This window comes from Methylotenera mobilis 13, from assembly GCF_000384255.1.
GTDB lineage: Bacteria > Pseudomonadota > Gammaproteobacteria > Burkholderiales > Methylophilaceae > Methylotenera > Methylotenera mobilis_B.
Map to the genome: position 1 here is coordinate 1,510,256 of NZ_KB913035.1, position 25,459 is coordinate 1,535,714.

28 protein-coding genes and 3 tRNA genes are annotated in these 25,459 nt (G+C 41.7%); 14 read left to right on the forward strand and 17 right to left on the reverse strand.

Annotated elements, in window-relative coordinates; genetic code table 11:
* Positions 1–27: 27 nt before the first annotated feature.
* The 12 genes from A391_RS0107120 to A391_RS0107175 all read right to left on the reverse strand — a co-directional run bounded on the left by A391_RS0107120 (position 28) and on the right by A391_RS0107175 (position 8,037).
* The gene (locus A391_RS0107120) at positions 28–477 is read right to left on the reverse strand and encodes a pilus assembly PilX family protein (RefSeq protein ID WP_019898362.1); all 450 of its coding nucleotides are present in this window, start codon (positions 475–477) and stop codon (positions 28–30) included.
* Entirely contained in the window at positions 474–1,292 is an 819-nt protein-coding gene (locus tag A391_RS0107125; protein WP_029144050.1) for a type II secretion system protein, read from the reverse strand. Before A391_RS0107125 ends, A391_RS0107120 begins: the two co-directional genes overlap by 4 nt.
* A 43-nt stretch (positions 1,293–1,335) precedes the next feature.
* On the reverse strand, positions 1,336–1,983 hold the full coding sequence (locus A391_RS0107130; RefSeq protein ID WP_019898364.1) for a type IV pilus modification PilV family protein: 648 nt from the start codon (positions 1,981–1,983) through the stop codon (positions 1,336–1,338).
* A complete protein-coding gene (locus tag A391_RS0107135; protein WP_019898365.1) occupies positions 1,973–2,434 on the reverse strand; it encodes a pilus assembly FimT family protein in 462 nt (153 codons plus the stop codon). Before A391_RS0107135 ends, A391_RS0107130 begins: the two co-directional genes overlap by 11 nt.
* A gap of 62 nt (positions 2,435–2,496) precedes the next feature.
* Positions 2,497–2,949, reverse strand: coding sequence for a prepilin-type N-terminal cleavage/methylation domain-containing protein (locus tag A391_RS0107140; RefSeq protein ID WP_019898366.1), 453 nt, complete (start codon positions 2,947–2,949; stop codon positions 2,497–2,499).
* Between the two features lie 102 nt (positions 2,950–3,051).
* Complete coding sequence (locus A391_RS0107145) at positions 3,052–3,597, reverse strand: prepilin-type N-terminal cleavage/methylation domain-containing protein (protein ID WP_019898367.1); 546 nt, start codon at positions 3,595–3,597, stop codon at positions 3,052–3,054.
* A gap of 30 nt (positions 3,598–3,627) precedes the next feature.
* Positions 3,628–4,092: a hypothetical protein gene (locus A391_RS0107150; protein WP_019898368.1), complete on the reverse strand. Its 465-nt coding sequence runs from the start codon at positions 4,090–4,092 to the stop codon at positions 3,628–3,630.
* 4 nt (positions 4,093–4,096) lie between these two features.
* Positions 4,097–5,323, reverse strand: coding sequence for a type II secretion system F family protein (locus A391_RS0107155; RefSeq protein ID WP_019898369.1), 1,227 nt, complete (start codon positions 5,321–5,323; stop codon positions 4,097–4,099).
* Positions 5,324–5,328: 5 nt separating this feature from the next.
* Positions 5,329–7,029 (reverse strand): GspE/PulE family protein, encoded by a 1,701-nt coding sequence (locus tag A391_RS0107160; protein WP_019898370.1) that lies wholly within the window; start codon positions 7,027–7,029, stop codon positions 5,329–5,331.
* Between the two features lie 74 nt (positions 7,030–7,103).
* Positions 7,104–7,649, reverse strand: coding sequence for a cytochrome b (locus A391_RS0107165; RefSeq protein WP_019898371.1), 546 nt, complete (start codon positions 7,647–7,649; stop codon positions 7,104–7,106).
* Positions 7,650–7,834: 185 nt separating this feature from the next.
* Positions 7,835–7,910, reverse strand: a tRNA-Asn gene (locus A391_RS0107170).
* A gap of 51 nt (positions 7,911–7,961) precedes the next feature.
* Positions 7,962–8,037 (reverse strand) — tRNA-Asn (locus A391_RS0107175).
* Between the two features lie 74 nt (positions 8,038–8,111).
* On the opposite strand from A391_RS0107175, the gene A391_RS0107180 reads away from it, so the two are divergent.
* Entirely contained in the window at positions 8,112–9,446 is a 1,335-nt protein-coding gene (locus A391_RS0107180) for an AsmA family protein (protein ID WP_019898372.1), read from the forward strand.
* Positions 9,447–9,545: 99 nt separating this feature from the next.
* On the opposite strand, the gene A391_RS0107185 is transcribed toward A391_RS0107180, so the two are convergent.
* Positions 9,546–10,748 (reverse strand): pyridoxal phosphate-dependent aminotransferase, encoded by a 1,203-nt coding sequence (locus tag A391_RS0107185; protein WP_019898373.1) that lies wholly within the window; start codon positions 10,746–10,748, stop codon positions 9,546–9,548.
* 152 nt (positions 10,749–10,900) lie between these two features.
* The gene (locus A391_RS0107190; RefSeq protein ID WP_019898374.1) at positions 10,901–11,908 is read right to left on the reverse strand and encodes a trypsin-like peptidase domain-containing protein; all 1,008 of its coding nucleotides are present in this window, start codon (positions 11,906–11,908) and stop codon (positions 10,901–10,903) included.
* 245 nt (positions 11,909–12,153) lie between these two features.
* On the opposite strand from A391_RS0107190, the gene uvrB reads away from it, so the two are divergent.
* The 8 genes from uvrB to radA all read left to right on the forward strand — a co-directional run bounded on the left by uvrB (position 12,154) and on the right by radA (position 19,905).
* On the forward strand, positions 12,154–14,187 hold the full coding sequence (uvrB, locus tag A391_RS0107195) for an excinuclease ABC subunit UvrB (RefSeq protein WP_019898375.1): 2,034 nt from the start codon (positions 12,154–12,156) through the stop codon (positions 14,185–14,187).
* 213 nt (positions 14,188–14,400) lie between these two features.
* The gene (gene rpsF, locus A391_RS0107205) at positions 14,401–14,784 is read left to right on the forward strand and encodes a 30S ribosomal protein S6 (protein ID WP_019898377.1); all 384 of its coding nucleotides are present in this window, start codon (positions 14,401–14,403) and stop codon (positions 14,782–14,784) included.
* Positions 14,785–15,069 (forward strand): primosomal replication protein N, encoded by a 285-nt coding sequence (gene priB, locus A391_RS0107210; protein WP_019898378.1) that lies wholly within the window; start codon positions 14,785–14,787, stop codon positions 15,067–15,069.
* Between the two features lie 38 nt (positions 15,070–15,107).
* A complete protein-coding gene (gene rpsR / locus A391_RS0107215; RefSeq protein WP_015832124.1) occupies positions 15,108–15,341 on the forward strand; it encodes a 30S ribosomal protein S18 in 234 nt (77 codons plus the stop codon).
* A gap of 11 nt (positions 15,342–15,352) precedes the next feature.
* A complete protein-coding gene (gene rplI, locus A391_RS0107220) occupies positions 15,353–15,802 on the forward strand; it encodes a 50S ribosomal protein L9 (protein ID WP_019898379.1) in 450 nt (149 codons plus the stop codon).
* A gap of 249 nt (positions 15,803–16,051) precedes the next feature.
* Positions 16,052–17,434 carry a replicative DNA helicase gene (gene dnaB, locus A391_RS0107225; RefSeq protein ID WP_029144052.1) on the forward strand — a complete coding sequence of 461 codons (1,383 nt, stop codon included), beginning with the start codon at positions 16,052–16,054 and terminating at the stop codon, positions 17,432–17,434.
* Between the two features lie 24 nt (positions 17,435–17,458).
* Entirely contained in the window at positions 17,459–18,547 is a 1,089-nt protein-coding gene (alr, locus tag A391_RS0107230) for an alanine racemase (RefSeq protein ID WP_019898382.1), read from the forward strand.
* Positions 18,547–19,905, forward strand: a complete 1,359-nt coding sequence (radA, locus tag A391_RS0107235) for a DNA repair protein RadA (RefSeq protein WP_019898384.1) — start codon at positions 18,547–18,549, stop codon at positions 19,903–19,905. The genes alr and radA overlap by 1 nt, the downstream gene beginning before the upstream one ends.
* Positions 19,906–19,941: 36 nt before the next feature.
* Here radA and hpnE read toward each other — a convergent pair whose 3' ends face one another.
* Genes hpnE through hpnC form a run of 3 tightly spaced genes read right to left on the reverse strand, consistent with a single transcriptional unit; the run spans position 19,942 to position 23,025 of the window.
* On the reverse strand, positions 19,942–21,273 hold the full coding sequence (gene hpnE / locus A391_RS0107240; RefSeq protein ID WP_029144053.1) for a hydroxysqualene dehydroxylase HpnE: 1,332 nt from the start codon (positions 21,271–21,273) through the stop codon (positions 19,942–19,944).
* A 16-nt stretch (positions 21,274–21,289) separates the two neighbouring features.
* Entirely contained in the window at positions 21,290–22,129 is an 840-nt protein-coding gene (gene hpnD, locus A391_RS0107245) for a presqualene diphosphate synthase HpnD (RefSeq protein WP_019898388.1), read from the reverse strand.
* 29 nt (positions 22,130–22,158) lie between these two features.
* The gene (hpnC, locus tag A391_RS0107250; protein ID WP_036317113.1) at positions 22,159–23,025 is read right to left on the reverse strand and encodes a squalene synthase HpnC; all 867 of its coding nucleotides are present in this window, start codon (positions 23,023–23,025) and stop codon (positions 22,159–22,161) included.
* A 183-nt stretch (positions 23,026–23,208) separates the two neighbouring features.
* Between hpnC and A391_RS0107255 the strand changes: the two genes are divergently transcribed.
* From A391_RS0107255 to A391_RS0107275, 5 genes are all read left to right on the forward strand, one after another.
* Positions 23,209–23,955: an S-methyl-5'-thioinosine phosphorylase gene (locus tag A391_RS0107255; RefSeq protein ID WP_019898390.1), complete on the forward strand. Its 747-nt coding sequence runs from the start codon at positions 23,209–23,211 to the stop codon at positions 23,953–23,955.
* A 51-nt stretch (positions 23,956–24,006) separates the two neighbouring features.
* Positions 24,007–24,552 carry a peptide deformylase gene (gene def / locus A391_RS0107260; protein ID WP_019898391.1) on the forward strand — a complete coding sequence of 182 codons (546 nt, stop codon included), beginning with the start codon at positions 24,007–24,009 and terminating at the stop codon, positions 24,550–24,552.
* A 46-nt stretch (positions 24,553–24,598) separates the two neighbouring features.
* Positions 24,599–24,688: transfer RNA gene (locus A391_RS0107265), tRNA-Ser, on the forward strand.
* Between the two features lie 83 nt (positions 24,689–24,771).
* Positions 24,772–25,047 (forward strand): cupin domain-containing protein, encoded by a 276-nt coding sequence (locus tag A391_RS0107270; protein WP_019898392.1) that lies wholly within the window; start codon positions 24,772–24,774, stop codon positions 25,045–25,047.
* A gap of 133 nt (positions 25,048–25,180) precedes the next feature.
* The gene (locus tag A391_RS0107275; RefSeq protein WP_019898393.1) at positions 25,181–25,453 is read left to right on the forward strand and encodes a cupin domain-containing protein; all 273 of its coding nucleotides are present in this window, start codon (positions 25,181–25,183) and stop codon (positions 25,451–25,453) included.
* The last annotated feature ends 6 nt before the right edge of the window (positions 25,454–25,459 follow it).

Here is a 25,459-nt window from a genome sequence, read left to right on the forward strand (position 1 = left end):
ATTTATTATGTAGTGTATTTATCGGTTTTATTGGCACTCATAAGCTGGTGTTGCATCCGTAGCACGGCATTTGCTTACGGTTGCTTGTAATTGGCGCTCGCTGTAATCAATTGTACCAGCAACACCAAAACTTGCTCTGGATGTGATTTCAAATAAACGAATCGTACGATCTGTTCCTTGTTCGTTATAATCAACAGATTGAGTACAGGTAACATTGACTGTGAATCCTTCAATAGTCAAAGTCGTTGGAGTAGGGCAGTTGACAAGATTGGCAGTTCCTGGAGCGAGCACCTGAAATATAGCCCATTCCAGGCCGGCACGAGCAGCCTGATAAGCCCTTGAACCCTGAATATCTTGCTTAGAGGTTGCCTGTTGAGTGCTACTGATATTTAAAGCGTAAGCACCTAGTGCCGCTAAAATGACCAATAAGAAAATGGCGGCTGGCAGTAAAAAACCACGGCTAGTTTGTTTATTCATGGTGAGTTAGCCACATTGATTTGGTGCATCAAGGTTACCTTGGCGCTGTCTTCTATCATACTGATATTGATAAACACAATCCCTGATCTTTGTAAGATGCCAGCTGTGTAAGTGATCTGGCAACTAGACAAGTTGTTAGCTAGCTGGTGCCGCTGTACAGACGGCAAGCCATCCAGTGTAGCAATGCTTGCTGGCTGTGTTGCTTGAAAAGCATAGCCTTGATAGCGCCATAACACGCGATTGGTCATGTCACATGCATAGGTCACTGGATTTGATACCACATAAAACCTACTAGATGGAGAGCTCAATGGAAAGCTACTGCCAGTGAAACTGAGTGTATTACTATTGCTGGCACTATTCAATAAGCGCCGATTAGAGCCTTCATAAACATCGGCCCCAGCAATGCCTAAATTGTAGATAACCAGCGAATCGCTATTGGCGACAGTCATTGCCGAGCCTAATATATTAAAACTTGTATCAGCCGGATTAGAAAAGTCTAAAGGATTATCTGTTGCTGATGTACCAGCCTCCGCTCTATAGCGTCCTGCGTTAATGACTGGTGTAAATTCAAGTAAGCTGTCAGTGCCACTTGTGGTGATTCTGACGCTATTGGGTAATGCGTTTCTGATATCTCGTGCAATTCTACGTAGCGCAGTATCTGCACGGTCAGATAAATCAGCACGTCGCTCAGTATCAAAAAATGATTGCGTAGGCCTGCCAATAAATAGCGCCACACCGCCCGCGAGTATGCCCACAATCGTAATGACCATGACCAATTCAACGAGTGTGAACCCATGATGTGTAAGTATGCGCATCTGTGATTGCGAATCACGTAATCTTTTCGATGATAATTGACGGTTAAATGTTAGGTGCATATCGAACACGATAACCTGATAGCGTAACTGTAGTATTAGCAGGGCCGGTGACACTGACATTAATTCTAAGCGCAGCATCATTATTTAATCCTAAAACATTGCCGGCTCTGTTAATAGTCACCGAAGCGGCGTATCCATTTAAACCAGCAAGCGGGGTATTGTCGCCTGGAATACAAATGCCAGCGCATTGTGCATTAGGCATGGTAAAGCCTCCGTAATCAGCAACATTGTCATAAGAGGCTGTATTGCTGTAGCGACTTTCAGTATTAGGAAATGGGCCTGTCATTGCAGCTGTTCCAGCAGGGTCTGTATCTTGTGTTTGAGTTGCGCATCCCGCATTGCTTGTTGCGGATGATGCGTTAGCGTCCTCGGGGTCACAAAAGGTAAAGGACTGTTGTTCTATCTCTAGCAGTAATGATTCCGCTATTGATAACGCTTGCTTTCTGATGAGAGGGTCAGCACTATTGCGACTAGTGATTTCAAGTACTTTAAGCACGCCAGCCAGTGCAACCCCCATAATCACAATAAAAACAACTAACTCAACTAAAGTCACGCCAGCTTCAAATGTTCTATTCATTAAATATGGCTTACGATTATTAAGTGAACGCTGATTGATAAAGTTATCGAACATAGCCAGTTTCTGCTTCTACCGTAATGGTGCGTGTAGGTTCTGTAGGCACAACAGTATTTTGAATCTGAAAAGTCGCCTGAGTATTGGGAATTGGTCTACCCAAGCCATCAAAAGCAATATTAGGCGTAGTGGAAGCAAGAGACACACCATTCGGTAATGTTTTAGCGTAGGGCGCTTGTGTAGCAGGGTCAATGACTGCTGGATTGCAAGTATTTGTATAACCTAAGCAGATTGTCCTTGCGCCTAAGTCAACGTTGATAAATACATTGGTACGCTGCGCAATCGCTGTTTTTTGGGCATAACGTAACGAAGAAATAAGGGTGCCATAAGCACCCCTAGCATCAAAAGCATCTCGGCCAATAAAACGCGGAGCAGCAATTGCGGCAATGATTCCTGTAATCACAATGACTGCTACAAGTTCTACTACAGTAAAGCCACTATATCGGTGCATTTGTTAAGTTCAGTTTAAACGCATAGCATTTTCCAAACATCTTGTTGTTTGGACATGTGTTATTAACAACCTGTAGTTGTAACAGTTACTGCGCCAGTTGTGTCGTTATAACTCGCTTGGCAAGTGGCACTTCCGCCATTAGTGGGTCTGAAAGTCACTGCTGTTGTGGTAGTGTAATCTACGGTAAATCCATCCGTAGAGGTAATTGCACGACCAATACCAGTCGCTGCACCTGTAGGTATTCCTGAAGCAGCAGTAACAGTAACATTTGTACCAGCACCTGTAGCGCCAACCATATCAACTGTAGTAGCAGTTGTATCACCAGTTGCAAAATATCTCGCTTGTGCCACACCTACTGCAGAACGCAGACCTCCAGCCATACCATTTACAGCAGAAATACGTGCATCACCAGTTAAGTTAATAAATCTAGGCAATGCAGTCGCTGCCAAAATACCTAAAATCACAATTACCACTACTAACTCTACCAATGTAAAACCTGATTGTTGATGTTTCATTACAGATGACTCCTCAAACGTTAAATTAATACTTTAAATAAATCTGAAATTCCTAAATTACTTTTATACTATTTTGCAAATCTAACTTGATACTTAATTAAGTTAGCATCCTGTGGTTACAGCAGCGCTAATTGTAGGTGCGCCATTGGCAGCTGCCTCAGTGTAAGTAAATTGGCATGAACCAATAGTTGGAGCACCTTGAATTTGAAACGTTGCAACGTTACCTGTACTTGTATAGTTGTAACCATCAGCTCTTAATTGAACAAGAGTAGGATTAAAAGCGGTAGTTAGGCCAGCTGCTGAAAGGATACCCGCAGTAGTGCCTATAGCTGTTACATCAGGATATGCATTTACCAAGTTAACCAAACCATTTTCCGTACAGACTGTGCCAGTTGCCGCATTGCTGTTATTAGCGGTTCCGCCACCAGGACATGCGGTAATATCTGCAATATTAGCTCTAGCAAGAACAGTCGCATGCAGTAATGCTGCTGATGCCGCAACGCTACCTCTTGCCGCATTAAGCTTGGCAATACGTGCATCACGTTGTAAGTTCGTAAATCTAGGCAATGCAACCGCAGCTAAAATGCCAAGAATAATAATCACGACAATTAACTCAATGAGGGTGAAGCCTTTAACTTTATTATTCATTAGCATTTCCTTTATTTGATAAAACTATTGTCATTCTACCGGTGCTAAATCTAGACCGCCAGCACTGAGCAGAGAGCTGCTTTGTCTCATAGCTGTGTTGGTTAATGCGTATCTTACTTCGGTAGCATCACTGTATACGTATACTAACTGTTTTCTAAATGTATCGAAATACCATATACCATATAAATCTACTGGTTTGGCCGATTTCTCACCAATATAGTTGCTTGGTAGCTCGTTAATGAAGCGCATAGGGTTAGTGTTGACTAAATTTTTTACGTTCACAGACTCATGAGTAGCGTGTTTATGCACCCAACTTTCAGCAATCGCCAACCTAATATTGTTAAGTTCAGCTTCATGTGTCATCTTCTCAATATTACTTTGAATGCGATTTACACTATAAAGAAGCAGTGTCGCTAACACACTAATAATCATCAATGTAATAGCAAAATCAAATCGATGTAAGCCAATGTGATGCTTTTTTAAAAAAGCGGGCACTGTATTAACCTTTATTCAATGCAATACTGCCTAAATCCCATATTGGCAAGAATATACCTAAGGCCAGAATCAGCACCATTACGCCTAAAAACACGATTAAGATCGGTTCAATCTGTGCACCTAAAGTTTTAATTTCGTATTCAACATCACGTTGGTACATATCAGCGACTTCTTCCATCAGATCATCTAATGAGCCTGACTCTTCGCCTACTGCAATCATTTGTAGAACAATCGGGTTAAATACGCCGCTATTAGTGGCCGTGCGTAAAATACTCTCGCCACGCTCTACACCTTCTCGCATTTGGTCAATACGACTGCCTACATAATCGTTATCGGCAGTTTGGGCAACAAGCTTTAACCCATTGGTAATAGGAACACCACTTTTGCTTGCTAAGGCAAAACTTCTGGCAAAGCGTGCCATAGTAGCTTTATGAATAATTTTGCCGGCGATGGGGGTCTTTAATTTGAAACTATCCCAGTTATACTTGCCAATACTAGTAGCGACATAAGAGCGGAACATCAAGATTGCACCTATCCCTGCAACTAGCAAATAAGGCCATGAGGCTTGCATAAAGCCTGAGAATCCTAGTAACACTCTAGTCATTAATGGGAGTTCAGCTCCAAAGCTTTCAAACACTTTTGCAAATGCTGGAATCACAAATAAGTTCACGACGACAATTGCAATCGCCATCGCAATCACAACGAAAGTAGGGTAACGAAGTGCTGCCTTAATTTGATCACGCATAAACCGTTCAAATTCAAGATGTTCGAATAGCCTCAAGAATACGCTGTCTAGTAAGCCTGTACTTTCCCCAACACGCACCATACTGATATAAAAGCTTGAAAACACTTTAGGATGTTGTGCTAGTGCCACTGACAACTCTCGCCCCCCAGCAAGACTTTCGCGGATATTGCCTATTACTAAACCAAAGGTTTTGTTTTGTGTAGATGCTTGCAAGCCATTGAGCGCATTCATGATAGGAATGCCTGCTTTGAGCAAGGTATACATTTGCCGGCTAAACAACATCACATCCAGCGTGCTGATTTTCTCTTCAAAAAAATCTAAGCTTACTTCTTTAGTCATTGTTTTGGCTGTTTGCGGTTTTATTTCTATAGGGGTGATATTGAGGCTTGATAGCTGAGAAGCGACATTGCTACTGTCTGTGCTTTCTAAAGTGCCTTGTACTAGCGCACCTTGATTATCTCGACCTTTATATGCAAACAAAGGCATGCCACTTACTCCTCAAATTGGTTGCTAATGCGCATGGCCTCAGCAACCGTTGTGCGTTTAGCTAGCACGAGATCAATGGCGCTTTTTCGCAAGGTTTTGCCGGCCATAATTTGCCGACCTAATTTAATAAAATGGTTAGGGTCATGATGGCTTGCGGCATCTATCAATTCATTATTCATTTCTAGTAGTTCATAAACACCTAGTCGACCTTGGTAGCCAGTACCATTGCACAAGCTACAGCCTTTACCATGCGCATATTGATGTAGCTCTGTATCTTTTAGTTCATGCCTTAACCATGCTTGTTCAAATAGTTGTGGTTCATAAGGTTCTGAGCAACCATCGCAGATGAGGCGTACCAAGCGCTGTGCAATCACTGCTAATACTGAGGTTGCTACCATATAGCGCGGCGCACCCATGTCAATCATTCGAACTAGGGTGCTTGTTGCATCGTTGGTATGCAGTGTTGATAGCACTAAGTGACCAGTCATCGCCGCTCTTAAGCCGATTTGCGCCGTTTCCTGATCCCGCATTTCACCAACTAGAATGATATCTGGGTCTTGCCTTAAAGTTGAGCGTAGTACACGAGAGAAGTCCAAATCTATTTTTTCATTCACTTGCACTTGGTTGATGCCGGGTAATCGGTATTCAACAGGGTCTTCAACAGTGATGATTTTATTTGATGGTGAGTTAAGCTCATTTAAGGCTGCATATAGCGTCGTTGTTTTACCACTACCAGTTGGGCCTGTCACTAACACCATGCCACTTGGGCGATGTATCAGTTTGCGAAAACGCTCTAGCATGTCAGGGGGCATGCCTAGTTTTTCTAGTGAAAAATTACTGCTGTTTTGAATCAATAGACGCATCACTACAGATTCGCCGTATTGTGTTGGCATTGTTGATATACGCACATCAACTGGCTGCTGTTTAACTTTTAGTGCAAAGCGTCCATCTTGGGGTAGGCGTTTTTCTGAAATGTCTAGACTAGACATTAATTTGAGACGCAAAACCAATGCTGAAGCAATTTTTAATTCGGCCTCAGTTTGCAGGTGCATGACGCCATCGATTCTAAACCGAATAAACAGCTTGTTTTCTTGGGGCTCTATATGAATATCAGATGCGCGGACTTGTGCTGCATCCTCAAAAATAGTTTGTAGTAGTTTAACAACTGGAGCCTCTTCGCTATTGCCCGTAATGCCCAGTGCAGCAAAGTCGATAGCCGTGTCACCTAAATCTTGCCCAAGCTCCATGGCAAGGTTTGATATCTCGTCGGTGCGACGATAACTACGGTCAATTAACTGTAATAACGCATTTTCTTGTACAACAGCAAGCTCAATATCTTTATGTAATATGCGTACGATTTCATCGTAGGCAAACAGGTCGGTTGGGTCAACCATACCTACAAGGTAAGTGTTGCCTCGGTCTTCTAATACAGCACTACGAAAACGCCTTGCCTGTGCCTCAGGTAGCTTGTTAATGGTTTCAGTTTTGGTAGTGAATTGCTGGATGTTGATGTAAGGAATTTTTAGCTGATGCGCTAATGCTTCAGAAATTTGTGTCTCTGTGACATAGCCACTATCGACAAAAATTCGGCCAAGTTTACGGCCTGTACGTTTTTGTTCTTCAAGTGATTTGTTTAAATCTTCAGCAGAAATTAAATTCTGCTGAACCAATACTTCACCAAGGCGAATCTTTTCAGGACGTGCCATTTAAACCTCAAGCTTATTCATTTTTATTAGTATCTAGTGATTGAATGGTTAATTTTTATAATACTGAACATTACTCAGTGACGAGGCAACATTCTTGTTAGCGTATTGTCTTTGAGTATGTAATGATGAAATAACGCTGCAATTGCGTGAATGCCAATTAGGTAATAACCCAATACACCAATCGTTTCATGTAGCTCTTTGAGCGATGATGCCAACTCCTTATTCTTAGCAACTAGTGCCGGAAGCTCCAAACCGAAAAAAGGAATAGGTTTACCAGCAGCACTTAATATGAACCAGCCAAGCACGGGCATGCCAATCATTAGTGCATAAAGCGCTAGGTGCCCTAATTTTGCAGAGATCATTTGCCATTGTTTTGGTTGAGGATAGATGAGGGGGGTAGGTGAGGTGACTTTAAAGTACAAGCGCACCGCAACTAGAACTAGTATCGAGAGTCCAAGCATAAAGTGCCATACTTTTAGGGCCTCACGTGGGTCGCTTCCTTTAGGATAAAGCTCTCGTAGCTCAATGCAAGCGTATACGCCGATAAATACTAATGCCATTAACCAGTGCAAAATGATCGAAACACTTCCGTAGTGTGTGTTTGAATTTTTCCAGAGCATGCTTGCTTATACCTTAAGTTGAGACATACGTTATATATTGCACTGAACGTATTGAATGTGCAACAAGCTAAGCTGTATTTATGCTGATGAATATCAGCCTGTCGCTAAGTGTTGATGTTACGTTGATTGGAAGGGGATAACCTTAAAATGAAAAAGCCTTGCATTTCTGCAAGGCTTTATGTGTCTGGCTCCTCAACCTGGGCTCGAACCAGGGACCTACGGATTAACAGTCCGGCGCTCTACCAACTGAGCTATTGAGGAATATTGGGTATCACTCGACAAAAGTTCGCATCTGTATACGAAACAAAAAATTGGCTCCTCAACCTGGGCTCGAACCAGGGACCTACGGATTAACAGTCCGGCGCTCTACCGACTGAGCTATTGAGGAATCGGTGAAGGCGCTATAATACTTATCGAGCGCACTTTGGTCAATCACTACTCGCTAAATTCTAGGAAATTTTAATGAAAAAAAATAAAAAAATATTAATTGGAATTTTGGTTTTAATTAGCGTGTTGATTATTCTACCTTTTTTCATTCCAATCAGAACTTACCTAAATGAAGCGGAGAAGCTCGCTAGTGATCAGTTAGGAGTACCTGTCAGCATTTCTACTGGTCATTTTGTATTTTTCCCTAGTCCACGCGTTGTGATCAGCGGTCTGAAAGTGGGCAAGGATAGTGAGCTAGAAGTTGAGCAGCTTGCTGTTATTCCATCTTTAAGTACTATTTTTTCTGAAACTAGAGTGATTGATGTGGAGGTGACTAATCCAATCGTCAAAAAAACAGCGATAGGTATCGTATCTTCTATTCTGGATAAGCGTTCAGAATCACCCATTGAGACTGATGCCATCAATATACGGCACATTAATATAGATCAGCTTACCTTAGATTGGCCTGGTATCAAGCTGCCAGTGCTTACTATGGACATTAATTTAACTAAGGCTAATCAATTAGAGTCAGCGAAACTAGAGACTAAGGATGCTACTTTAACGTTAAATATTGCACCTAAGGCTGATGCGCATTTAATCTCAGTGAGCATGAAGAAATGGACTCTACCAATTGGATTGCCTTTGACTATTGAGAGTGCAGAGTTTGATATGCACTTAAAGTCAGACCATTTAGAAGTTCCTCGCGTTGATTTGGATATGTATGGCGGTAAAGTAACGGCTAACTTAAATGTGTTTTGGGGTAAAAATTGGCGTACTAATGGCAATGTAAAAGTTGTGAATCTTTCGGTCAAAAGTCCAAGTAGATTGGTGAGTAAGTCAGTTTATTTGAGTGGAAGTTTGTCTGGTAGCGGTCATTTCTCAGGATCCGCAAAAGATATTGGTACGTTAGCTGATCATATCAATGCAGATTTTAAATTTAAAGTGAATGATGGTGTGCTGCATGGATTAGATTTAATTAAAGTGGCTAGCATTCTAACCAAGCAGACTGTAGGTGGTGAAACAGCTTTTGATGAGTTTTCAGGAACATTGAATGCTAAAGGTCAACAATACGACTTAAATGACCTTAAAATGAGCTCAGGGTTATTATCAGGGTCAGGCAGAGTTAAGATTAATGCAAATAAAGAGTTGGATGGCACAGGAGAGGTGGCACTCAAGCGCAGTATAAGTCTAGTTGCAATACCACTTGATATTTCTGGCACTATTGAGAATCCAGTCGTTTTACCTTCTAAAGCAGCGCTTGCTGGCGCCGTCGCAGGGACTGCAATTTTAGGCCCAGGCTTAGGCACAAGTGTGGGAATAAAAGCCGCAGGGGCGATAGATAAATTTAAAGGCTTATTTCAAGACGATTAACTGTTCGAAATAAGCCTGATAGGGTGTTGTAAAGTAAAACTTATATCATGACAAGCACGGCTAAAATGTATTTTCATTAAAGCCGTGCTGTTATTAGTTTTAGTTTAGTGCTTTTTCAATGCGATCAAGTGCGTTACGTAGGTTGTCCATTGAGGTGGCAAATGAAATTCTAAAGTATCCTTCTGCACCAAATGCAGAGCCTGGCACAACCGCAACATCAAATTCTTCAAGCAAATATTCAGCTAATGCCATATCGGTCGCTGATTTGATTTTTCCAGCACTAAATAAGGTGTCAATTGCACCACGTGCGTCAGGGAATGCATAAAATGCACCGCCAGCCATTAGGCAGCTTAGCCCCGGCATACTGTTGAAGCGATTCACTACATAAGTGTGGCGCTCTTTGAATGCCGTTACCATCGGCACGATACACTCCTGAGAACCTTCAAGCGCTGCTTGCGCGGCTACTTGAGAGATTGACGTAGGGTTGCTAGTTGATTGAGACTGTAAGATCTCCATCGCTTTGATGATGTAAGCTGGTCCTGCTGCATAGCCAATTCGCCAGCCTGTCATGGAGTACGCTTTAGATACGCCATTAAGTACAATGCAACGGTCTTTTAGTGCTGGCGTTGCATTCAGAATGTTGTAAAACTTGTTGCCAGTTAAATTGACATGTTCATACATATCATCTGTTGCTACTAAAACATGTGGATGTTTAAGTAACACTTCCCCAAGTGCTTGTAGTTCAGCAAGTGTGTAAACAGCACCAGTCGGGTTTGACGGTGAATTGATCATAAACAACTTTGTTTTAGGGGTGATGGCTGCCTCTAATTGTGCAGATGTTAGCTTGAATCCTTGCTCAATGCCACATTCCAAAATGATTGGATTAGCTTCAGCTACGAGTGCGATATCCGCGTAAGAGACCCAGTAAGGTGCTGGAATAATCACTTCGTCACCTTTGTTTAATACGGCTAAGCAAAGGTTGAAAATAGTTTGTTTGCCACCAACCCCTACAATCACTTCATTGAGTGCGTAGTCGAAACCATTCTCGTTCTTAAATTTTGCAACAATTGCTTTTTTAAGTCCTGGAATACCAGCAACTGGCGTGTACTTTGTAAAACCAGCATCAATCGCGGCTTTGGCTGCATCTTTAATATGTTGAGGCGTGTCAAAGTCTGGCTCTCCAGCAGCTAAGCCGATAATGTCTCGACCTTCAGCTTTGTATTTTCCTGCTTTAGCAGTAATGGCTAATGTAGGAGACTCTTTGATTGATAAAACGCGTTGAGATAATACGGAGTGTGACAAGGTCTGTTCCTTAAGACAAATTTGTATGTAACCGGTTGAATTGCCGCCATTTTACGCATAAATATGTTTATTAGGAATAGCACTGCATCTAAAAAGTTAAAGAAGGCAACATGTAATAGCATGCTGCCGTGAGCCGTGATGCTAAGGCTTTGTTAGCATTGAATATTGCAGCCTAGCATTTCACTAAATTCTTTTGCTAGATTTTCATCAATTTTGGCAATCGTTGAATTGATTTTGCTCATGCTGTCCTGGTCTCCTGCCGACTGTGCAATAGCACCGAGCCTAAACAGTGCATTGGTGTTATTTGCATCAACGGCAACTGATTGTAAGTATGATTTTTTTGCATCGTCTATTTTATTTAACTTTTCTTGGGCCACACCAAGCTCATACCATCCTTCAGTATCTTTAGGGTAGGTTTCTGTCCATTTAGTGGCAACTTGCATTAGTTTTGGCCAGTCTTGGTTAATTTCAGGAATGGCCATCTGCATGAAAAATGGTTTGTTATTATCATCCTCTTCCCAAAATGCTTTGCCTGTAATGGGGAATGTTGTTTCAACAGGTAATTTTTCTAAGTTTGCAAGCCATTCGATAGGAAGTGAGTAAAAGTAGGCCGGTCGACCAGGTGTTTTAAAAGTATTAATACCTAAAAGATTGCCTTCAAGATCAAATATGCCGCTACCGCTTGCCCCCATTAAAAACTTAGCACTACTGCGAATAACCATGCCACCATCAAAATGATAAGTGGTTTTAATCACTCCAGATGAAGTGAGTGGGGCAAGAACGCCGTTAGAATGACCAATAGATAATATCTCCTGACCTCTTTTGATATTTGAGCTGCTGCCAATTGGTGCTGGAATGAATGGAAGTTTTGCTGTGACCAAACACAAGTCATGCCAACGATCTGCCTGAACTGAATCTATTTCGTAAGTGTCTTCGCCACGGGCAACCCAAGGAGACTTGGTGCTGCGGAATATATGACAATTGGTAATCACTTTATTTTCAGCAACAACAACACCAGAGCCGTAAGCGAGACCGCCGCTACTGTTGTATCCACGTATCATTACAACTGATTGTAAAGATTTAAGTACTTTAGCTTGGTCTAAAGCCATGGCTGACTGCACAAGGCTCATCAGGGCTGCTAGCAGAATAAATCTACGCATGAGTGACTCCAAAAAATAATTGTTACTTATTGATAATAGATGCTGAATAAAACCGGTAGTTACTAACCACTTAAGATGATTGATATTTTTGTCATCTGTTGGCCTGATGTTTGTTTAATGACTATGCATCATTAGCAAAGTTCGAGTCATTATTAAATTTAAGAAATTTCTAGCTGAGATTAGTTGGCAGTTGTTATTGAAATTTCTGTTAAAATTTAAGTGTTTATATCAATACAAAGCATAACGTGTTCGTTACATTTCCTAATAGTAAATATCAACTCCATCAACCTTTTCCTCCTGCCGGTGATCAACCGCAGGCGATTGATAAATTAACGCAAGGCGTTAATGATGGGCTTAAGTTTCAAACACTGCTTGGTGTGACTGGCTCTGGCAAAACTTTTACGATGGCTAACGTGATAGCACGTACTGGCCGTCCTGCGATTGTGATGGCCCCGAATAAAACCTTGGCAGCACAGTTATATAGTGAGTTTCGAGAGTTTTTTCCGAACAATTCAGTGGAGTATTTCGTGAGTTATTACGATTACTATCAGCCTGAGGCTTACGTACCATCGCGTGATTTGTTTATTGAAAAAGATTCCAGCATCAATGAGCATATTGAACAGATGCGGCTTTCAGCCACCAAAGCGTTGCTAGAGCGTGAAGATAGTATTATTGTGGCGACTGTATCAGCCATTTACGGTATTGGTGACCCAACTGACTACCACGGCATGGTGTTGCATGTGCAGCAGGGTGAGAAAATAGCTCAGCGTGACATGATTACACGCTTGGTAGGTATGCAATACGATCGTAATGAGTTTGATTTCTCGCGTGGCACTTTCCGAGTGCGCGGAGATGTTATCGATGTGTTCCCAGCAGAAAATAATGAAACTGCGGTTCGCATCTCTATGTTTGATGATGAAATTGAGTCAATCACCTTATTTGACCCGTTAACAGGCCAGATTTTTAATAAAATCCCTCGTTATACGGTTTATCCATCAAGCCACTATGTTACGCCTCGCGAAACTACGATTCGTGCGATGGAAAAAATCAAGCATGAACTTAAAGACCGTGTGAGTTTTTATATTCAAAACAATAAGCTAGTAGAAGCCGCCAGAATAGAACAGCGTACAAGATTTGATCTTGAAATGCTTAATGAAATCGGCTTTTGTAAGGGCATTGAAAATTATTCACGTCATTTATCAGGGCGCAACCCTGGTGATCCGCCACCTACATTGATTGATTATTTGCCAGAAAATGCGTTAATGATTATTGATGAAAGCCATGTGACCGTACCGCAAGTAGGTGGCATGTATAAAGGTGACCGTTCGCGTAAAGAAAACTTGGTGGATTATGGTTGGCGTTTACCATCTGCATTGGATAACAGACCTTTAAAGTTTGAAGAGTTCGAGCACATTATGCGTCAATGTGTATTTGTTTCTGCTACGCCTGCGGACTATGAAAAAAATCACCAGCAACAAGTAGTTGAGATGATTGCACGTCCAACAGGGCTAATTGACCCAGAAATTATCGTTAAACCGGCAGATACGCAAGTGGATGACCTGTTAGGAGAGATTAAAAAACGTGTTGAGATTGGTGAGCGCGTTTTAGCAACTACGCTTACTAAGCGTATGGCCGAGGATTTAACTGACTACTTAAGTGAGCATGGCGTTAAAACGCGCTATTTACATAGCGATATTGATACCGTAGAGCGTGTGGAAATTATCCGCGATTTGCGTCTTGGTGAATTTGATGTATTGGTTGGTATTAACTTGTTGCGTGAAGGTTTGGATATTCCTGAAGTATCTTTGGTTGCGGTATTGGATGCCGATAAAGAAGGTTTTCTGCGGTCTGAACGTAGCTTGATTCAAACGGCAGGGCGTGCGGCACGTAATTTAAATGGCCAAGTAATCTTTTATGCCAATAAAATCACGCGCAGCATGAAGCTGGCGATGGATGAGACTGAGCGTAGGCGAGGTGTTCAGCGGGCGTTTAACGAAGCGCATGGAATTGTGCCTAGAGGCGTATCTAAACGCATTAAAGATATTATTGATGGTGTTTATGATAAAGATGAAGCATTGCGTGAGCGTAAAGCTTTGCAAGATCAAGCGAATTACGAATCTTTAAGTGAAAAACAAATCACAAAAGAAATGAAGCGTTTGGAAAAAGCGATGCACGATGCAGCCAAAAATCTAGAGTTTGAAAAAGCTGCAGACTTTAGAGATCAACTCAAAAAGCTCAGGATTAAGTTTTATGGCGCAGAGATGCCGGATCTTGTTTGAAAATTAGACCGTAGTTAGACATTAGATTGAATCTTAAAAAGTATTTGATAGCGTTCAGGTCACAAACCGGTTGATTTTATTAAATATAATTTGATTAGTCGTGTGCTTTTGTCTATAATCCTGCGCTTGCTCGGTAGTGATGTCGAGTAGTTTTTGTTTTTTTACCTTGTCACACTGCATAAAGCAGGTGGCTTTTATCCAAAAGGAGTGTCTATGAGACATTATGAAGTAGTATTTATCGTCCATCCGGACCAAAGCGAGCAAGTGCCAGCGATGATTGAGCGTTACCGCGCACTCATCACGACTAACGGTGGCGCAATTCACCGTTTAGAAGACTGGGGCCGTCGTCAATTGGCTTATCCAATCCAAAAAATTCACAAAGCACACTATGTGTTAATGAACATTGAATGTAACCAAACAGTGTTAGAAGAATTAGAGCATGGCTTTAAATTCAACGACGCAGTATTGCGTCACCTAACAATGGCTACAAAAACTGCTGTTACTGCACCATCACCAATGATGAAAGAAGAGAAATCTAAATCAGTGTTGAGTAAAGATGCAGCACCAGCTGCACCAACAGAGGCAGCTGCTGCTTAATTGAATAAATTGGTGATACAAGCTGAGGTGGTGCAAATTGAACCGCTTCGCTACACACCAGCAGGCATACCGTTGTTAAGTGTTGTATTGCGACATGTTTCAGAGCAAATTGAAGCTGGCATGAAGCGAAAAGTAGAATGTGAAGTTAATGCAGTGGTCTTAGGTGACTTAGCATTAAAAGGTTTAAAGCAGGGCGTTCAAATTTTGGCGCAAGGTTTTCTAGCTAAACGCAGTCTTAAAAGCACACAATTGGTTATGCATATTAATGACATAAAAACTATGTAAGCAGTGCTTACATAAATTAAAGAATTTAGGAGTTTAAGATGGCAAGAGATATGTACAAACGCCGCCGTTACTGCCGTTTTTCAGCAGAAGGCATCAAAGAAGTAGATTACAAAGATGTTGATCTTTTAAAAGACTTCATCTCTGAAAATGCAAAAATCATCCCAGCACGTATGACGGGTACTAAAGCTCGCTATCAACGTCAATTAACGTCAGCGGTTAAACGCGCTCGTTTCTTGGCATTGTTACCATACACTGACAAACACCCAGGCTAAGGAGATTTAAGATGCAAGTAATTTTATTAGAAAAAGTAGCTAACCTTGGTGTGTTAGGTGATGTTGTTAAAGTTAAAGACGGTTTCGGTCGTAACTTTTTGATCCCACAAGGCAAAGCTAAACGTGCAACCGAAGCTAACAAAGCTGAATTTGCGGCACGTCGTGCTGAATTAGAAAAGCAACAAGCTGCAATTTTAGCTGCATCACAAGCACGCGGCGAAAAACTAGCTGGTTTTGTTGTGACAATCGCTCAAAAAGCTGGTGTTGATGGTCGTTTGTTCGGTTCTGTAACAAACGGTGACATCGCTGAAGCTTTAGTTGCTCAAGGTCATGAAGTTGCTAAATCATTGGTTCGTTTACCAAACGGCCCGTTGAAAACAATTGGTGACCACGCGGTAACAGTAGCTTTACATCACGACGTTGTTGTAGATATCACTGTAACAGTAGTTGCTGAAGCATAACTAAGCAATTCGTTTCAAATAAAGCCGGCCTAAATGGTCGGCTTTTTGCATTTGGGTGCTAGGTTGTCAATTTTCCTTCAATAAGTAACGCTCAAGCATCAGTGAGCTATGATTCGTTGTTCTTGAATCAATTCATTTATCTCTTGCATCAAAAGCCATTAAGTAGCTGTCATTCCGTAAAAAGTAATAATAAAATTTTGATGATATAAACCCTTAGCGAGTTAATCCTGCACTGATATAATCATGGCTATGGCTGATAATCAATTAGATGCACTTAAAATCCCCCCACACTCTGTAGAAGCAGAGCAATCCGTTATTGGCGGCTTGCTACTTGAAAATGAAGCGCTTGATAAGATTGCTGATATTCTTAGCGGTAAAGATTTTTACCGCTACGACCATAAGCTTATTTTTGAGCATATTTCCAAACTGATTGAGCACAATAAGCCTGCTGATATTGTTACAGTGGCAGAGTCCCTGGAAAATTCCGCTGAACTTTCTGGCGTTGGTGGTATTGCCTACCTAGGATTATTGGCACAAAACACTCCAACTGCGGCTAATATTCGTCGGTATGCAGAGATTGTGCATGAGCGTTATGTGATGCGCCAACTGGTGGCGGTTGGTTCAGGCATTGCTGAAAGTGCATATGCGCCAAATGGCCGCGATGCGCAACAGTTGTTAGATGAGGCTGAAGCCAAGATATTTCAGATTGCTGAAGGTGGTAAGCGTAGCACTGAGGGTTTTATTGATATTAAAGTGCTGTTGCCGCAGGTAGCCGATCGTATCGATCAACTATTCTCACGTGACAATCAATCAGATGTCACTGGTATTCCAACTGGTTTTGCAGACTTAGATTCGATGACCTCAGGCCTTCAAGGCGGTGACTTGGTCATTGTTGCAGGTCGCCCATCTATGGGTAAGACAGCTTTCTCACTGAATATTGCAGAAAACGTGGCGCTTGATACAGGTTTGCCTGTTGCTGTGTTCTCAATGGAGATGGCAGGTACACAGCTTGCAATGCGTATGATTGGTTCTGTAGGTCGATTAGACCAGCATCGTATGCGGACAGGTCGGTTAGAGGATGAGGATTGGGAAAAGCTAACAACAGCGCTAGGTAAGTTAAACGAGGCACCTCTCTTCATTGATGAAGGAGCTGGTTTGAGCAGTTTTGATGTGCGCGCAAGGGCGAGAAGGCTGCATCGTCAGACTGGTAAGCTTGGCTTAATTGTCATCGATTACTTACAGTTAATGACAGCCCCATCAGGTAAACAGGGCGAAAATCGTGCAACAGAAATTTCTGAAATTTCACGGTCATTAAAAGCCTTGGCCAAAGAGCTTGATGTACCAGTGATTGCGCTTTCTCAGTTAAACCGTAGTCTGGAGCAACGACCGGATAAGCGTCCTGTGATGAGTGACCTGCGTGAATCAGGCGCGATTGAACAAGATGCTGACGTCATCTTGTTTATTTACCGTGATGAAGTTTATAACCCGGATTCTCCCGATAAAGGTACTGCTGAAATCATCATCGGTAAACAACGGAACGGTCCAATTGGTAGAGTTAGATTGACGTTCCTTGGTCAACATACACGCTTTGAGAATTTTGCTGGCAGTGGTCACATGGCTGATGAGTACTAGTTATCAGAATACTAGAGTGAAGAAATGCGTCCAATCCTAGCTACGGTTTCTCTTCTTGCATTACGGCATAATATAGCTGCTGTAAGAAAATTCGCACCTCGTTCAAAAGTGATGGCAGTCGTTAAAGCTAATGGCTACGGGCATGGTTTAATCAATGTTGCGCATGGATTAGGCTCTGCTGATGGCTTTGCAGTACTAGGTATTAATGAAGCCATTGATTTGCGTGATGCAGGTTTTCAGCAAACAATTTTATTATTAGAAGGTGTATTTTGTGAGCAAGAGCTCAATATTGCATCTAACTTTGCCCTTAATATTGTTGTTCATTCTTTACAGCAGCTTGTCATGTTGGAGGGTGCTACCTTAGCTAAGCCAATACATATTCACCTTAAAATGAATACAGGTATGAATCGTTTAGGGTTTAAGCCTGACGCTTTTATTTCAGCCTATGAAAGGTTGAAGGCTTGTAAAAATGTTGCTGATATTACGCTCATGACACATTTTGCAACTGCAGATGATGAGCTTGGTATTGAAAAGCCATTAAACATGTTTAAACAAGTCACTCATGAGCTAAATTCACCTATTTCTTTGGCTAACTCTGCCACTATTTTGCGACACTCTAATGCCCATGCAGATTGGGTGCGCCCCGGTATCATGCTTTATGGTGCTACTCCTGTTGGAAATGTTGCAGCTGCAGATTATGACTTAATGCCCGCGATGCAACTCACTTCAGAAATTATTGGCGTACAAGAAATCCAGGCCGGTGAAACAGTGGGTTATGGTAGCCGCTTTACAGCCACCAAAGCAACCCGTGTAGGTATTGTAGCTTGTGGATATGCTGATGGTTACCCGAGACATGCTGGTTTGGTAAGTGGCAATCAGAACGATGGCGCACCAATTGCAGTTGCTGGAAAACTAACCTCCACATTAGGGCGTGTTTCAATGGATATGTTGTTTTGTGATTTAACGAACATACCTGAGGCTAACATAGGCTCAACAGTCGAGCTTTGGGGTAAGCAAGTGTCTGTAGATGCTGTTGCAGCAGCTTCTGATACTGTGGGCTATGAATTACTCTGTGCTGTCGCTCCACGTGTGCCGATGAAGGTAGTTGATTGATGGCTAAAGCTAAAACTATTTACACTTGTACTGAATGTGGCGCAAGTGAGCCTAAGTGGCAGGGGCAGTGCCCAAGTTGCCATGCATGGAATACACTAGTCGAATCTATCGCAGAAATAACTAGCGTTAGTCGCTTCGCACCATTAGCAGAAACAGCTGGTTTACAAAAGCTAGCAGAAGTAGAAGCGGCAGAGGTTCCAAGGCAGCCAACTGGCGTGAGCGAGTTTGATCGTGTGTTAGGCGGTGGTTTAGTAGCTGGTGGGGTTGTGCTAATTGGTGGTGACCCTGGCATTGGTAAGTCTACTTTGTTGCTCCAGACCTTATGCCATATTGGTGGTGCAAGAAAAGCGATTTACGTCAGTGGTGAAGAGTCGCCGCAGCAAATAGCCATGCGCGCGAAGCGTCTTGGTTTAGATGCTAGCCCAATATCACTATTAGCTGAAATTAATCTAGAAAAAATTATCGGCATGCTGCAGAAGCATAAACCTGATATTGCAGTCATCGACTCTATTCAAACGGTTTACTCCGAGGCACTACAATCGGCTCCAGGGTCTGTTGCGCAAGTGCGCGAGTGCTCTGCACAATTGACGCGTTTGGCAAAGCAGGCAGGCATTACTGTGATATTGGTCGGGCATGTGACAAAAGAGGGGGCTTTGGCGGGCCCGCGCGTGTTGGAGCATATTGTCGATACTGTTCTTTACTTTGAAGGCGACCAAAGTTCTAGCTTCCGTCTGATTCGTGCATTTAAAAACCGTTTTGGCGCAGTGAATGAATTGGGTGTATTTGCGATGACTGAAAAGGGTTTGCGCGAAGTCACCAACCCTTCTGCATTATTTTTATCGCACCACAGCGAGCAAGTGGCTGGCTCTTGTATTACGGTCACCATGGAAGGTACGCGTCCTCTACTGATTGAAATTCAAGCATTGGTCGATGAGGCGCATGCGCCTAACCCAAAGCGGCTATGTGTTGGGTTGGAGCAAAACCGTCTTGCGATGTTGTTAGCTGTGTTGCATCGCCACGCCGGGGTAGCTTGTTTTGATCAAGATGTATTTATCAATGCGGTTGGTGGCGTTAAGATTTCAGAACCAGCGGTTGATTTAGCAGTGCTTCTTTCAATCACTTCTTCTTTAAAAAACAAACCATTAGATAATAAACTTATAGTGTTTGGTGAGGTTGGTTTGGCCGGGGAGGTTAGACCTGTACAGCGCGGACAAGAGCGATTAAAAGAAGCCGCAAAGCTTGGTTTTACCAAAGCAATTGTACCTAAAGCGAATGCACCAAAACAACGAATTGATGGAATAGAGGTTGTAGCAGTTGAGCGCTTAGAGCAGGCACTCAACTATGTAAAGAATTATTAACGATTAAAATTATTAATCCTTAGAAATCGCTGCGTTTTATGATGCGTTACTAATAAGGTTAGCACAATAAATGCCACTTCTAACTGCTCCCTCAATCGTTGCTGGATAGCTAGCATAAGTATAGTCTCCAGCTAGATAAAGGTTGCTTTGTGCTGTTCTGTTAGTTGGGCGTGCCAAATCAGGTAAGCATGAGAAAGTAGCGCGCTTTTCAGCAATCACTTTATGCCATAAGGGTTTAGGTAGTTGTGGAAAGGCTTGATTTAACTCTTTTGCTACTTTTAATGCAAGATCATCTTGTGTCAGTTTTTGGTGTTTTCCCTCTGCGCTCACAATAACAGCCAGTAGCCCTTTTTCTCCACAAAGCTCCCCTCGGTCAAATACCCACTGACTTATCGTATTGCTTAATCCACACATCACTTGTGGTAGTTTTGTTTCTATTGGGTATTGCAAGTAAATTGTGTAAATGGGCTGATATTGATAATGATCAGTTTTATCTCGACTAGTTTTTAATTTAGGGAGTTGTTCCAATAGCTTATCAGTCCTGGCTGGTGAGGTAGCAACTATCACGTGACTAAAATTAAATGTCCCTTGTCTGGTTTCTAAATTAAACCCATTGTCCACTTCTACTAGCGTGCGTATGCGATGATTTAACTTTATACTGCCGCCTCTAGCTTGTATGTAATGTGCTAATGGATGCGAGATAATCTTTGACAAATCTAGTTTAGGAATTAAAAAGTCGCTATTTTTTTTGTTTCCACTAAACGAATCTCGTAATACATTTAAAAATATTTTGCTGCTTGCTTTTGCAATAGGAGTATTAAGCGCAGCTAAGCACAGAGGCTCCCATAACATTTGGATTAACTTAGCTGATTGATGATGTAGCTTTAGAAATTTTACTAATGGTTTATCATTGATGATTTCATAGTTAGACGATTGTAAATGTCTCATGAATGTTAAAGCAGTTATTCGATCTTTAAATGACAAGCCTTTACAAAATATAAAACCGACGAGCATATTGAACGGGGCTGGTAAATAATTGACAGATTTTAATGAAAATATGGATTTAGCACTACTGGACACCATGTTGAGTTGTAACGGTAGCCGCAAAAATGCTTCATTTTCTTTAACACCAGCTTTTTCAAGTAGTGATAAAGTGGCGTGATAAGCACCTAATAAAATATGTTGACCATTATCTAGTAGCTGTAATAAATCTTTATTTTCAACGACTACCGTGCGAGCGCGCCCGCCTAGCTGAGAGCTAGCTTCAAATAATGTGACTGAGTAACCGCGCTCGGTTAAAGTTGCAGCGGCGCTCAACCCAGCACAACCACCACCAATAATTGCAATATTATGTTGATGCGTATTCAAATGTGTTCTCAGGAAATTATAGATACTTAAACCAAGTGCTAAAGGCAATCCATAGCTTACGAAGTGTGCCTAATGATATGCGTGCATTAAGGACTTTTTCTGCACCGTCAGCTTTTATTTCTCGTAGCAATGTTCGATAAATACCTGTCATGATTAAACCTACGCGTTGACTCTTTTTATCTTCTGCCGGCAGCTCGTTCAGTGCTTTATCGTAATACATCTCAGCGCGTTCAATTTGCGCATCCAGCAGTCTTTTTACCGCGTCAGATTCACGGCTTTTTAAAATATCGTCTTCTGTCACATTAAACTTAGCAAGTTCATCTAATGGAAGGTAAATGCGATTGCGGCGCGCATCTTCCCCAACATCTCTGATGATGTTAGTCAGTTGAAAAGCCATGCCAAGGTCATGTGCGAACTTGAGTGTTTTTCTATTCTCAAACCCAAATATCTGAGCTGAGAGAATACCAACTACGCTGGCAACGCGATAACAATATAGCTGTAGTTGCTTGAAGTCTTCATAGCGATTAAAATTTAAATCCATCTCCATGCCATCAATGATTTCATGGAAGTGCTCCTCATCTAATTGAAATTGTTGGATAACTGGCTCAAGTGCCTTTGTCACTGGGTGAATTGGTTTTTTTAGATATAAGTTGCGCACTTCATCTTTCCACCAGGCCAGTTTTACTTGAGCAACTTTTAATTCCGTAGATTCATCGACAACATCGTCAACTTCGCGGCAAAAAGCATACAGCGCAGTAATCGCCTCACGTTTCTGTTTTGGTAAAAACATAAAGCTGTAATAAAAACTAGAGCCGCTTTTTGCTGCCTTTTCTTGGCAATATTGCTTAGGTGTCATATGGAGTGGTCGAACCAAATAATGAATGTTTATAGCTTTAGCAGCGCTTTTGAAAAGACGATGGCCCAATCTAAGCAGTTTAGTGTTGGCCTATGGTTAAAAACATCGCCATTCACTGCACTTATCTTATGAATAATTCGCTCCCCGCCAGCAATAATCATGCGCATTTCAAAACCAATGCGTCCTTTTAAGATTTTACCCAAAGGCTTGCCCTTGTTAAGCAATGCATGGGTGCGACGTAAGTTAAAATGCATAAACTGATGCCAATGATCATCTGTCGCTTGCATTGCATTAACATAAGCCCTGATTGTTTGCTCTGATATACCAAAGGCCATCAGCTCATCTTGGCATAGATAAACTCTTTGTTTACCTTCATTTTTCTTAAAATCAATCGCTATATCTTGCAGAAAGTTAATTAATTGAAGTGCAGAGCATATATGATCTGAATACTGGATGTTTTCAGAAGTTGCTTGCTGGTACAAATGTAATAAAAGTCGACCGATAGGGTTTGCAGAGCGAGTGCAGTAGTCTAGTACATCTTCATAATCAGCATAACGTGTTTTCGTCACGTCCTGGCTAAACGCATCAAGTAAGTCATAAAATGGAGCTATTGGTAGCTTTCTCTCACGTATCATTTTCCCCAAGGTCACAAAAAAAGCTGTTTTTGGTTTTATGTACGCTTGTAACAAGTCAAGCTCATCGCGAAATTCGCTTAGCAAATTTAATCGTTGCTCAATAGTGAGGTCACCTTCATCAGCAAAATCATCGGCCTGTCTGGCAAAGCTATAAATTAAGGCAATAGGTTCGCGTAGGTGGTAGGGCAAAAAAAAGGAGGCTACTGGAAAATTCTCATAATGATGACTGGCTAAGTCTAGGCTTTGTTGAGCCACTGCCATTGATGTATCACCAAACTTTGAGCAATTATTTACCATGGCGTGAGTATGCCACAAAATTAAATCATTTTTGATGGCAAACTTTGCTATTTGTCATGAACATTTGCTTTTTTTTATTGCGTAAATTTTTTCAGAAAACAATTAAAGCTTTGTTAAAATAAAAAAGTATTCATAAAGAAAGCAATTATGTTAGCAATTATTGGTGGCACAGGTCTGACGCAACTAGACAACTTAAACATTACTAGACGTTTAATCGTACGAACACCTTATGGTGAGCCATCACAGCCACTGATTTTTGGTGAAATTTCTGGACGAGAAGTTATTTTCTTAGCGCGTCATGGAAATGGACACACAATCCCACCACATGAAGTTAATTACCGTGCCAATATTGCAGCCTTGCATTTGCAAGGTGTGACTGAAATTGCTGCGATTGCGACGGTAGGGGGCATTCATCCCGATTTGTCAGCAGGTAAAATAGTGATTCCTCATCAGATTATTGATTACACCTATGGAAGAAAAACAACTTTTCATGACGGAATTAGTAACCCTGTTAAACATATTGACTTTACAGAGCCATACTGTCCCATGCTGCGTGAAAAGTGGAAGAAAGCTGCTATCGCAGTAGGTGAGGAGTTGATTGATCAAGGTGTATACGCAGCGACACAGGGGCCTAGACTTGAAACCGCCGCAGAGATCAATCGTTTGGAGCGTGATGGAGCTACCGTGGTAGGGATGACAGGGATGCCAGAAGCGGCATTGGCGCGTGAGTTGGGCATCAGCTATGCCACTATTTGTCCTGTAGCCAATTATGCAGCTGGACGAGGCGATAATTTACATGAAATTAAATATGAAGAAGTTATCTCCAACTTAAATCTCACGATGGTGCGAGTACGCAACATCATTGCCGAACTTGTAAAACAAAACGGGCATTAGTCGGCGTAATAGAAATCTGTGTAATGTGTGATTGAAAGACTCGGGTGAAAAATGGCAATTAAAACTGTATTAAGGATGGGAGAGCCATGCTTGTTGATGAAAGCAGCTCCAGTAGCTCAGTTTGATACACCGGAGCTGCATCAGTTGATACAAGACTTAGAGGATACAATGCAGCACATGAATGGTGCTGGTATTGCTGCACCTCAAATCGGTGTTAGCCTTCGCGTGGTGATTTTTGGGCAAAAAGAACCAATAGCAATCAATCCTCGATATCCCGATGCCGATACAGTACCTTACACGGTACTAATTAATCCGGAATTAAGATTTATTGGCGATAAAGTTGAAAATGATTGGGAAGGGTGCTTGTCAGTTCCTGGAATGCGAGGTATAGTGCCGCGTCATCTGAAACTGCATTACGCAGGATATGATCAATACGGAAATAAAGTCGATAGGTTAGTGAGCGGCTTTCACGCACGTGTCGTTCAGCATGAGTGTGACCATTTAGATGGTGTTTTATATCCAATGAGGATAAGTAATTTAAAAGATTTTGGATATTCTGATGTTTTTTTTCCAAATCAGGATTTTCAAGATGACTAATTTGTTGTTATAATGCTGACCTCGTAACGCAAGTAACGATTTAGATGGAAGAGTGGCAGAGCGGTTTAATGCTACAGTCTTGAAAACTGTCGTGGGTTCACGCCCACCGTGAGTTCGAATCTCACCTCTTCCGCCAAGAATTTTAAGCCGCTTAACTTTACAATTAAGCGGCTTTGTTTTTTAACGTTAGTATCATCAAACATTATCCTAGGAATCAACATGACTCAAATCATCGTAGAACACAATCCATCAGAAGAGAAATTAAAACAATTAGGCGTATCAAGCTGGTCTATCTGGGAAAAAGAAGTTTCTAAATTCCCATTAGATTTTGGTATGACTGAAAGTGCTTACTTGTTAGAAGGCGAAATTCACGTTACACCACAAGGTGGCGAAAAAGTAGTAATTAAAGCAGGTGATTTTGTTGTGTTCCCAAAAGGTATGAAGTCAATGTGGGAAGTGGTTCAACCATTACGTAAACACTACAAACATAGCTAATCAAAACTTAGTCAATATATAGTTGCTAGATTACTATATTAAGTTTTAAAATCAAAGCCTTGATAATTCAAGGCTTTTTTATTGGCTGTTGCTTATCATTTGATTCAATATCAGCACGATAATGGAGGATGTCATGAGTAAAATTACCGTAGAAAAACCAAGTCCTGAAAAGCTCGCTTCTTTAGGTGTGAAAAGTTGGCCTACTTGGGCTAAAGAGGTATCTCAATTTCCTTGGCGTTTTAGCACGCAGGAAATTGCCTATATTTTAGAAGGTGAGGTGACGGTTCAACCATCGGAAGGTGATCCAGTAAGTTTTACTGTAGGTGATCTGGTAACATTTCCTGCTGGATTATCATGCGTTTGGCATGTTAAAAAACCACTTAAAAAACATTATCAGCTTGGATAAGCCGCT

Bases quoted from the DNA above. Each gene is read 5' to 3' on its own strand.
- A391_RS0107165 (WP_019898371.1), bottom strand. From the start codon at position 7,649: ATGCTCTGGAAAAATTCAAACACACACTACGGAAGTGTTTCGATCATT.
- hpnD (WP_019898388.1), bottom strand. From the start codon at position 22,129: ATGACACCTAAGCAATATTGCCAAGAAAAGGCAGCAAAAAGCGGCTCT.
- A391_RS0107270 (WP_019898392.1), top strand. From the start codon at position 24,772: ATGACTCAAATCATCGTAGAACACAATCCATCAGAAGAGAAATTAAAA.
- rplI (WP_019898379.1), top strand. From the start codon at position 15,353: ATGCAAGTAATTTTATTAGAAAAAGTAGCTAACCTTGGTGTGTTAGGT.
- def (WP_019898391.1), top strand. From the start codon at position 24,007: ATGGCAATTAAAACTGTATTAAGGATGGGAGAGCCATGCTTGTTGATG.
- A391_RS0107135 (WP_019898365.1), bottom strand. From the start codon at position 2,434: ATGCACCGATATAGTGGCTTTACTGTAGTAGAACTTGTAGCAGTCATT.
- A391_RS0107120 (WP_019898362.1), bottom strand. From the start codon at position 477: ATGAATAAACAAACTAGCCGTGGTTTTTTACTGCCAGCCGCCATTTTC.
- A391_RS0107180 (WP_019898372.1), top strand. From the start codon at position 8,112: ATGAAAAAAAATAAAAAAATATTAATTGGAATTTTGGTTTTAATTAGC.
- A391_RS0107155 (WP_019898369.1), bottom strand. From the start codon at position 5,323: ATGCCTTTGTTTGCATATAAAGGTCGAGATAATCAAGGTGCGCTAGTA.
- rpsR (WP_015832124.1), top strand. From the start codon at position 15,108: ATGGCAAGAGATATGTACAAACGCCGCCGTTACTGCCGTTTTTCAGCA.
- A391_RS0107275 (WP_019898393.1), top strand. From the start codon at position 25,181: ATGAGTAAAATTACCGTAGAAAAACCAAGTCCTGAAAAGCTCGCTTCT.
- A391_RS0107160 (WP_019898370.1), bottom strand. From the start codon at position 7,029: ATGGCACGTCCTGAAAAGATTCGCCTTGGTGAAGTATTGGTTCAGCAG.
- alr (WP_019898382.1), top strand. From the start codon at position 17,459: ATGCGTCCAATCCTAGCTACGGTTTCTCTTCTTGCATTACGGCATAAT.
- dnaB (WP_029144052.1), top strand. From the start codon at position 16,052: ATGGCTGATAATCAATTAGATGCACTTAAAATCCCCCCACACTCTGTA.
- A391_RS0107125 (WP_029144050.1), bottom strand. From the start codon at position 1,292: ATGCGCATACTTACACATCATGGGTTCACACTCGTTGAATTGGTCATG.
- A391_RS0107140 (WP_019898366.1), bottom strand. From the start codon at position 2,949: ATGAAACATCAACAATCAGGTTTTACATTGGTAGAGTTAGTAGTGGTA.
- radA (WP_019898384.1), top strand. From the start codon at position 18,547: ATGGCTAAAGCTAAAACTATTTACACTTGTACTGAATGTGGCGCAAGT.
- rpsF (WP_019898377.1), top strand. From the start codon at position 14,401: ATGAGACATTATGAAGTAGTATTTATCGTCCATCCGGACCAAAGCGAG.
- A391_RS0107130 (WP_019898364.1), bottom strand. From the start codon at position 1,983: ATGTTCGATAACTTTATCAATCAGCGTTCACTTAATAATCGTAAGCCA.
- A391_RS0107190 (WP_019898374.1), bottom strand. From the start codon at position 11,908: ATGCGTAGATTTATTCTGCTAGCAGCCCTGATGAGCCTTGTGCAGTCA.
- A391_RS0107145 (WP_019898367.1), bottom strand. From the start codon at position 3,597: ATGAATAATAAAGTTAAAGGCTTCACCCTCATTGAGTTAATTGTCGTG.
- hpnC (WP_036317113.1), bottom strand. From the start codon at position 23,025: ATGGCAGTGGCTCAACAAAGCCTAGACTTAGCCAGTCATCATTATGAG.
- A391_RS0107255 (WP_019898390.1), top strand. From the start codon at position 23,209: ATGTTAGCAATTATTGGTGGCACAGGTCTGACGCAACTAGACAACTTA.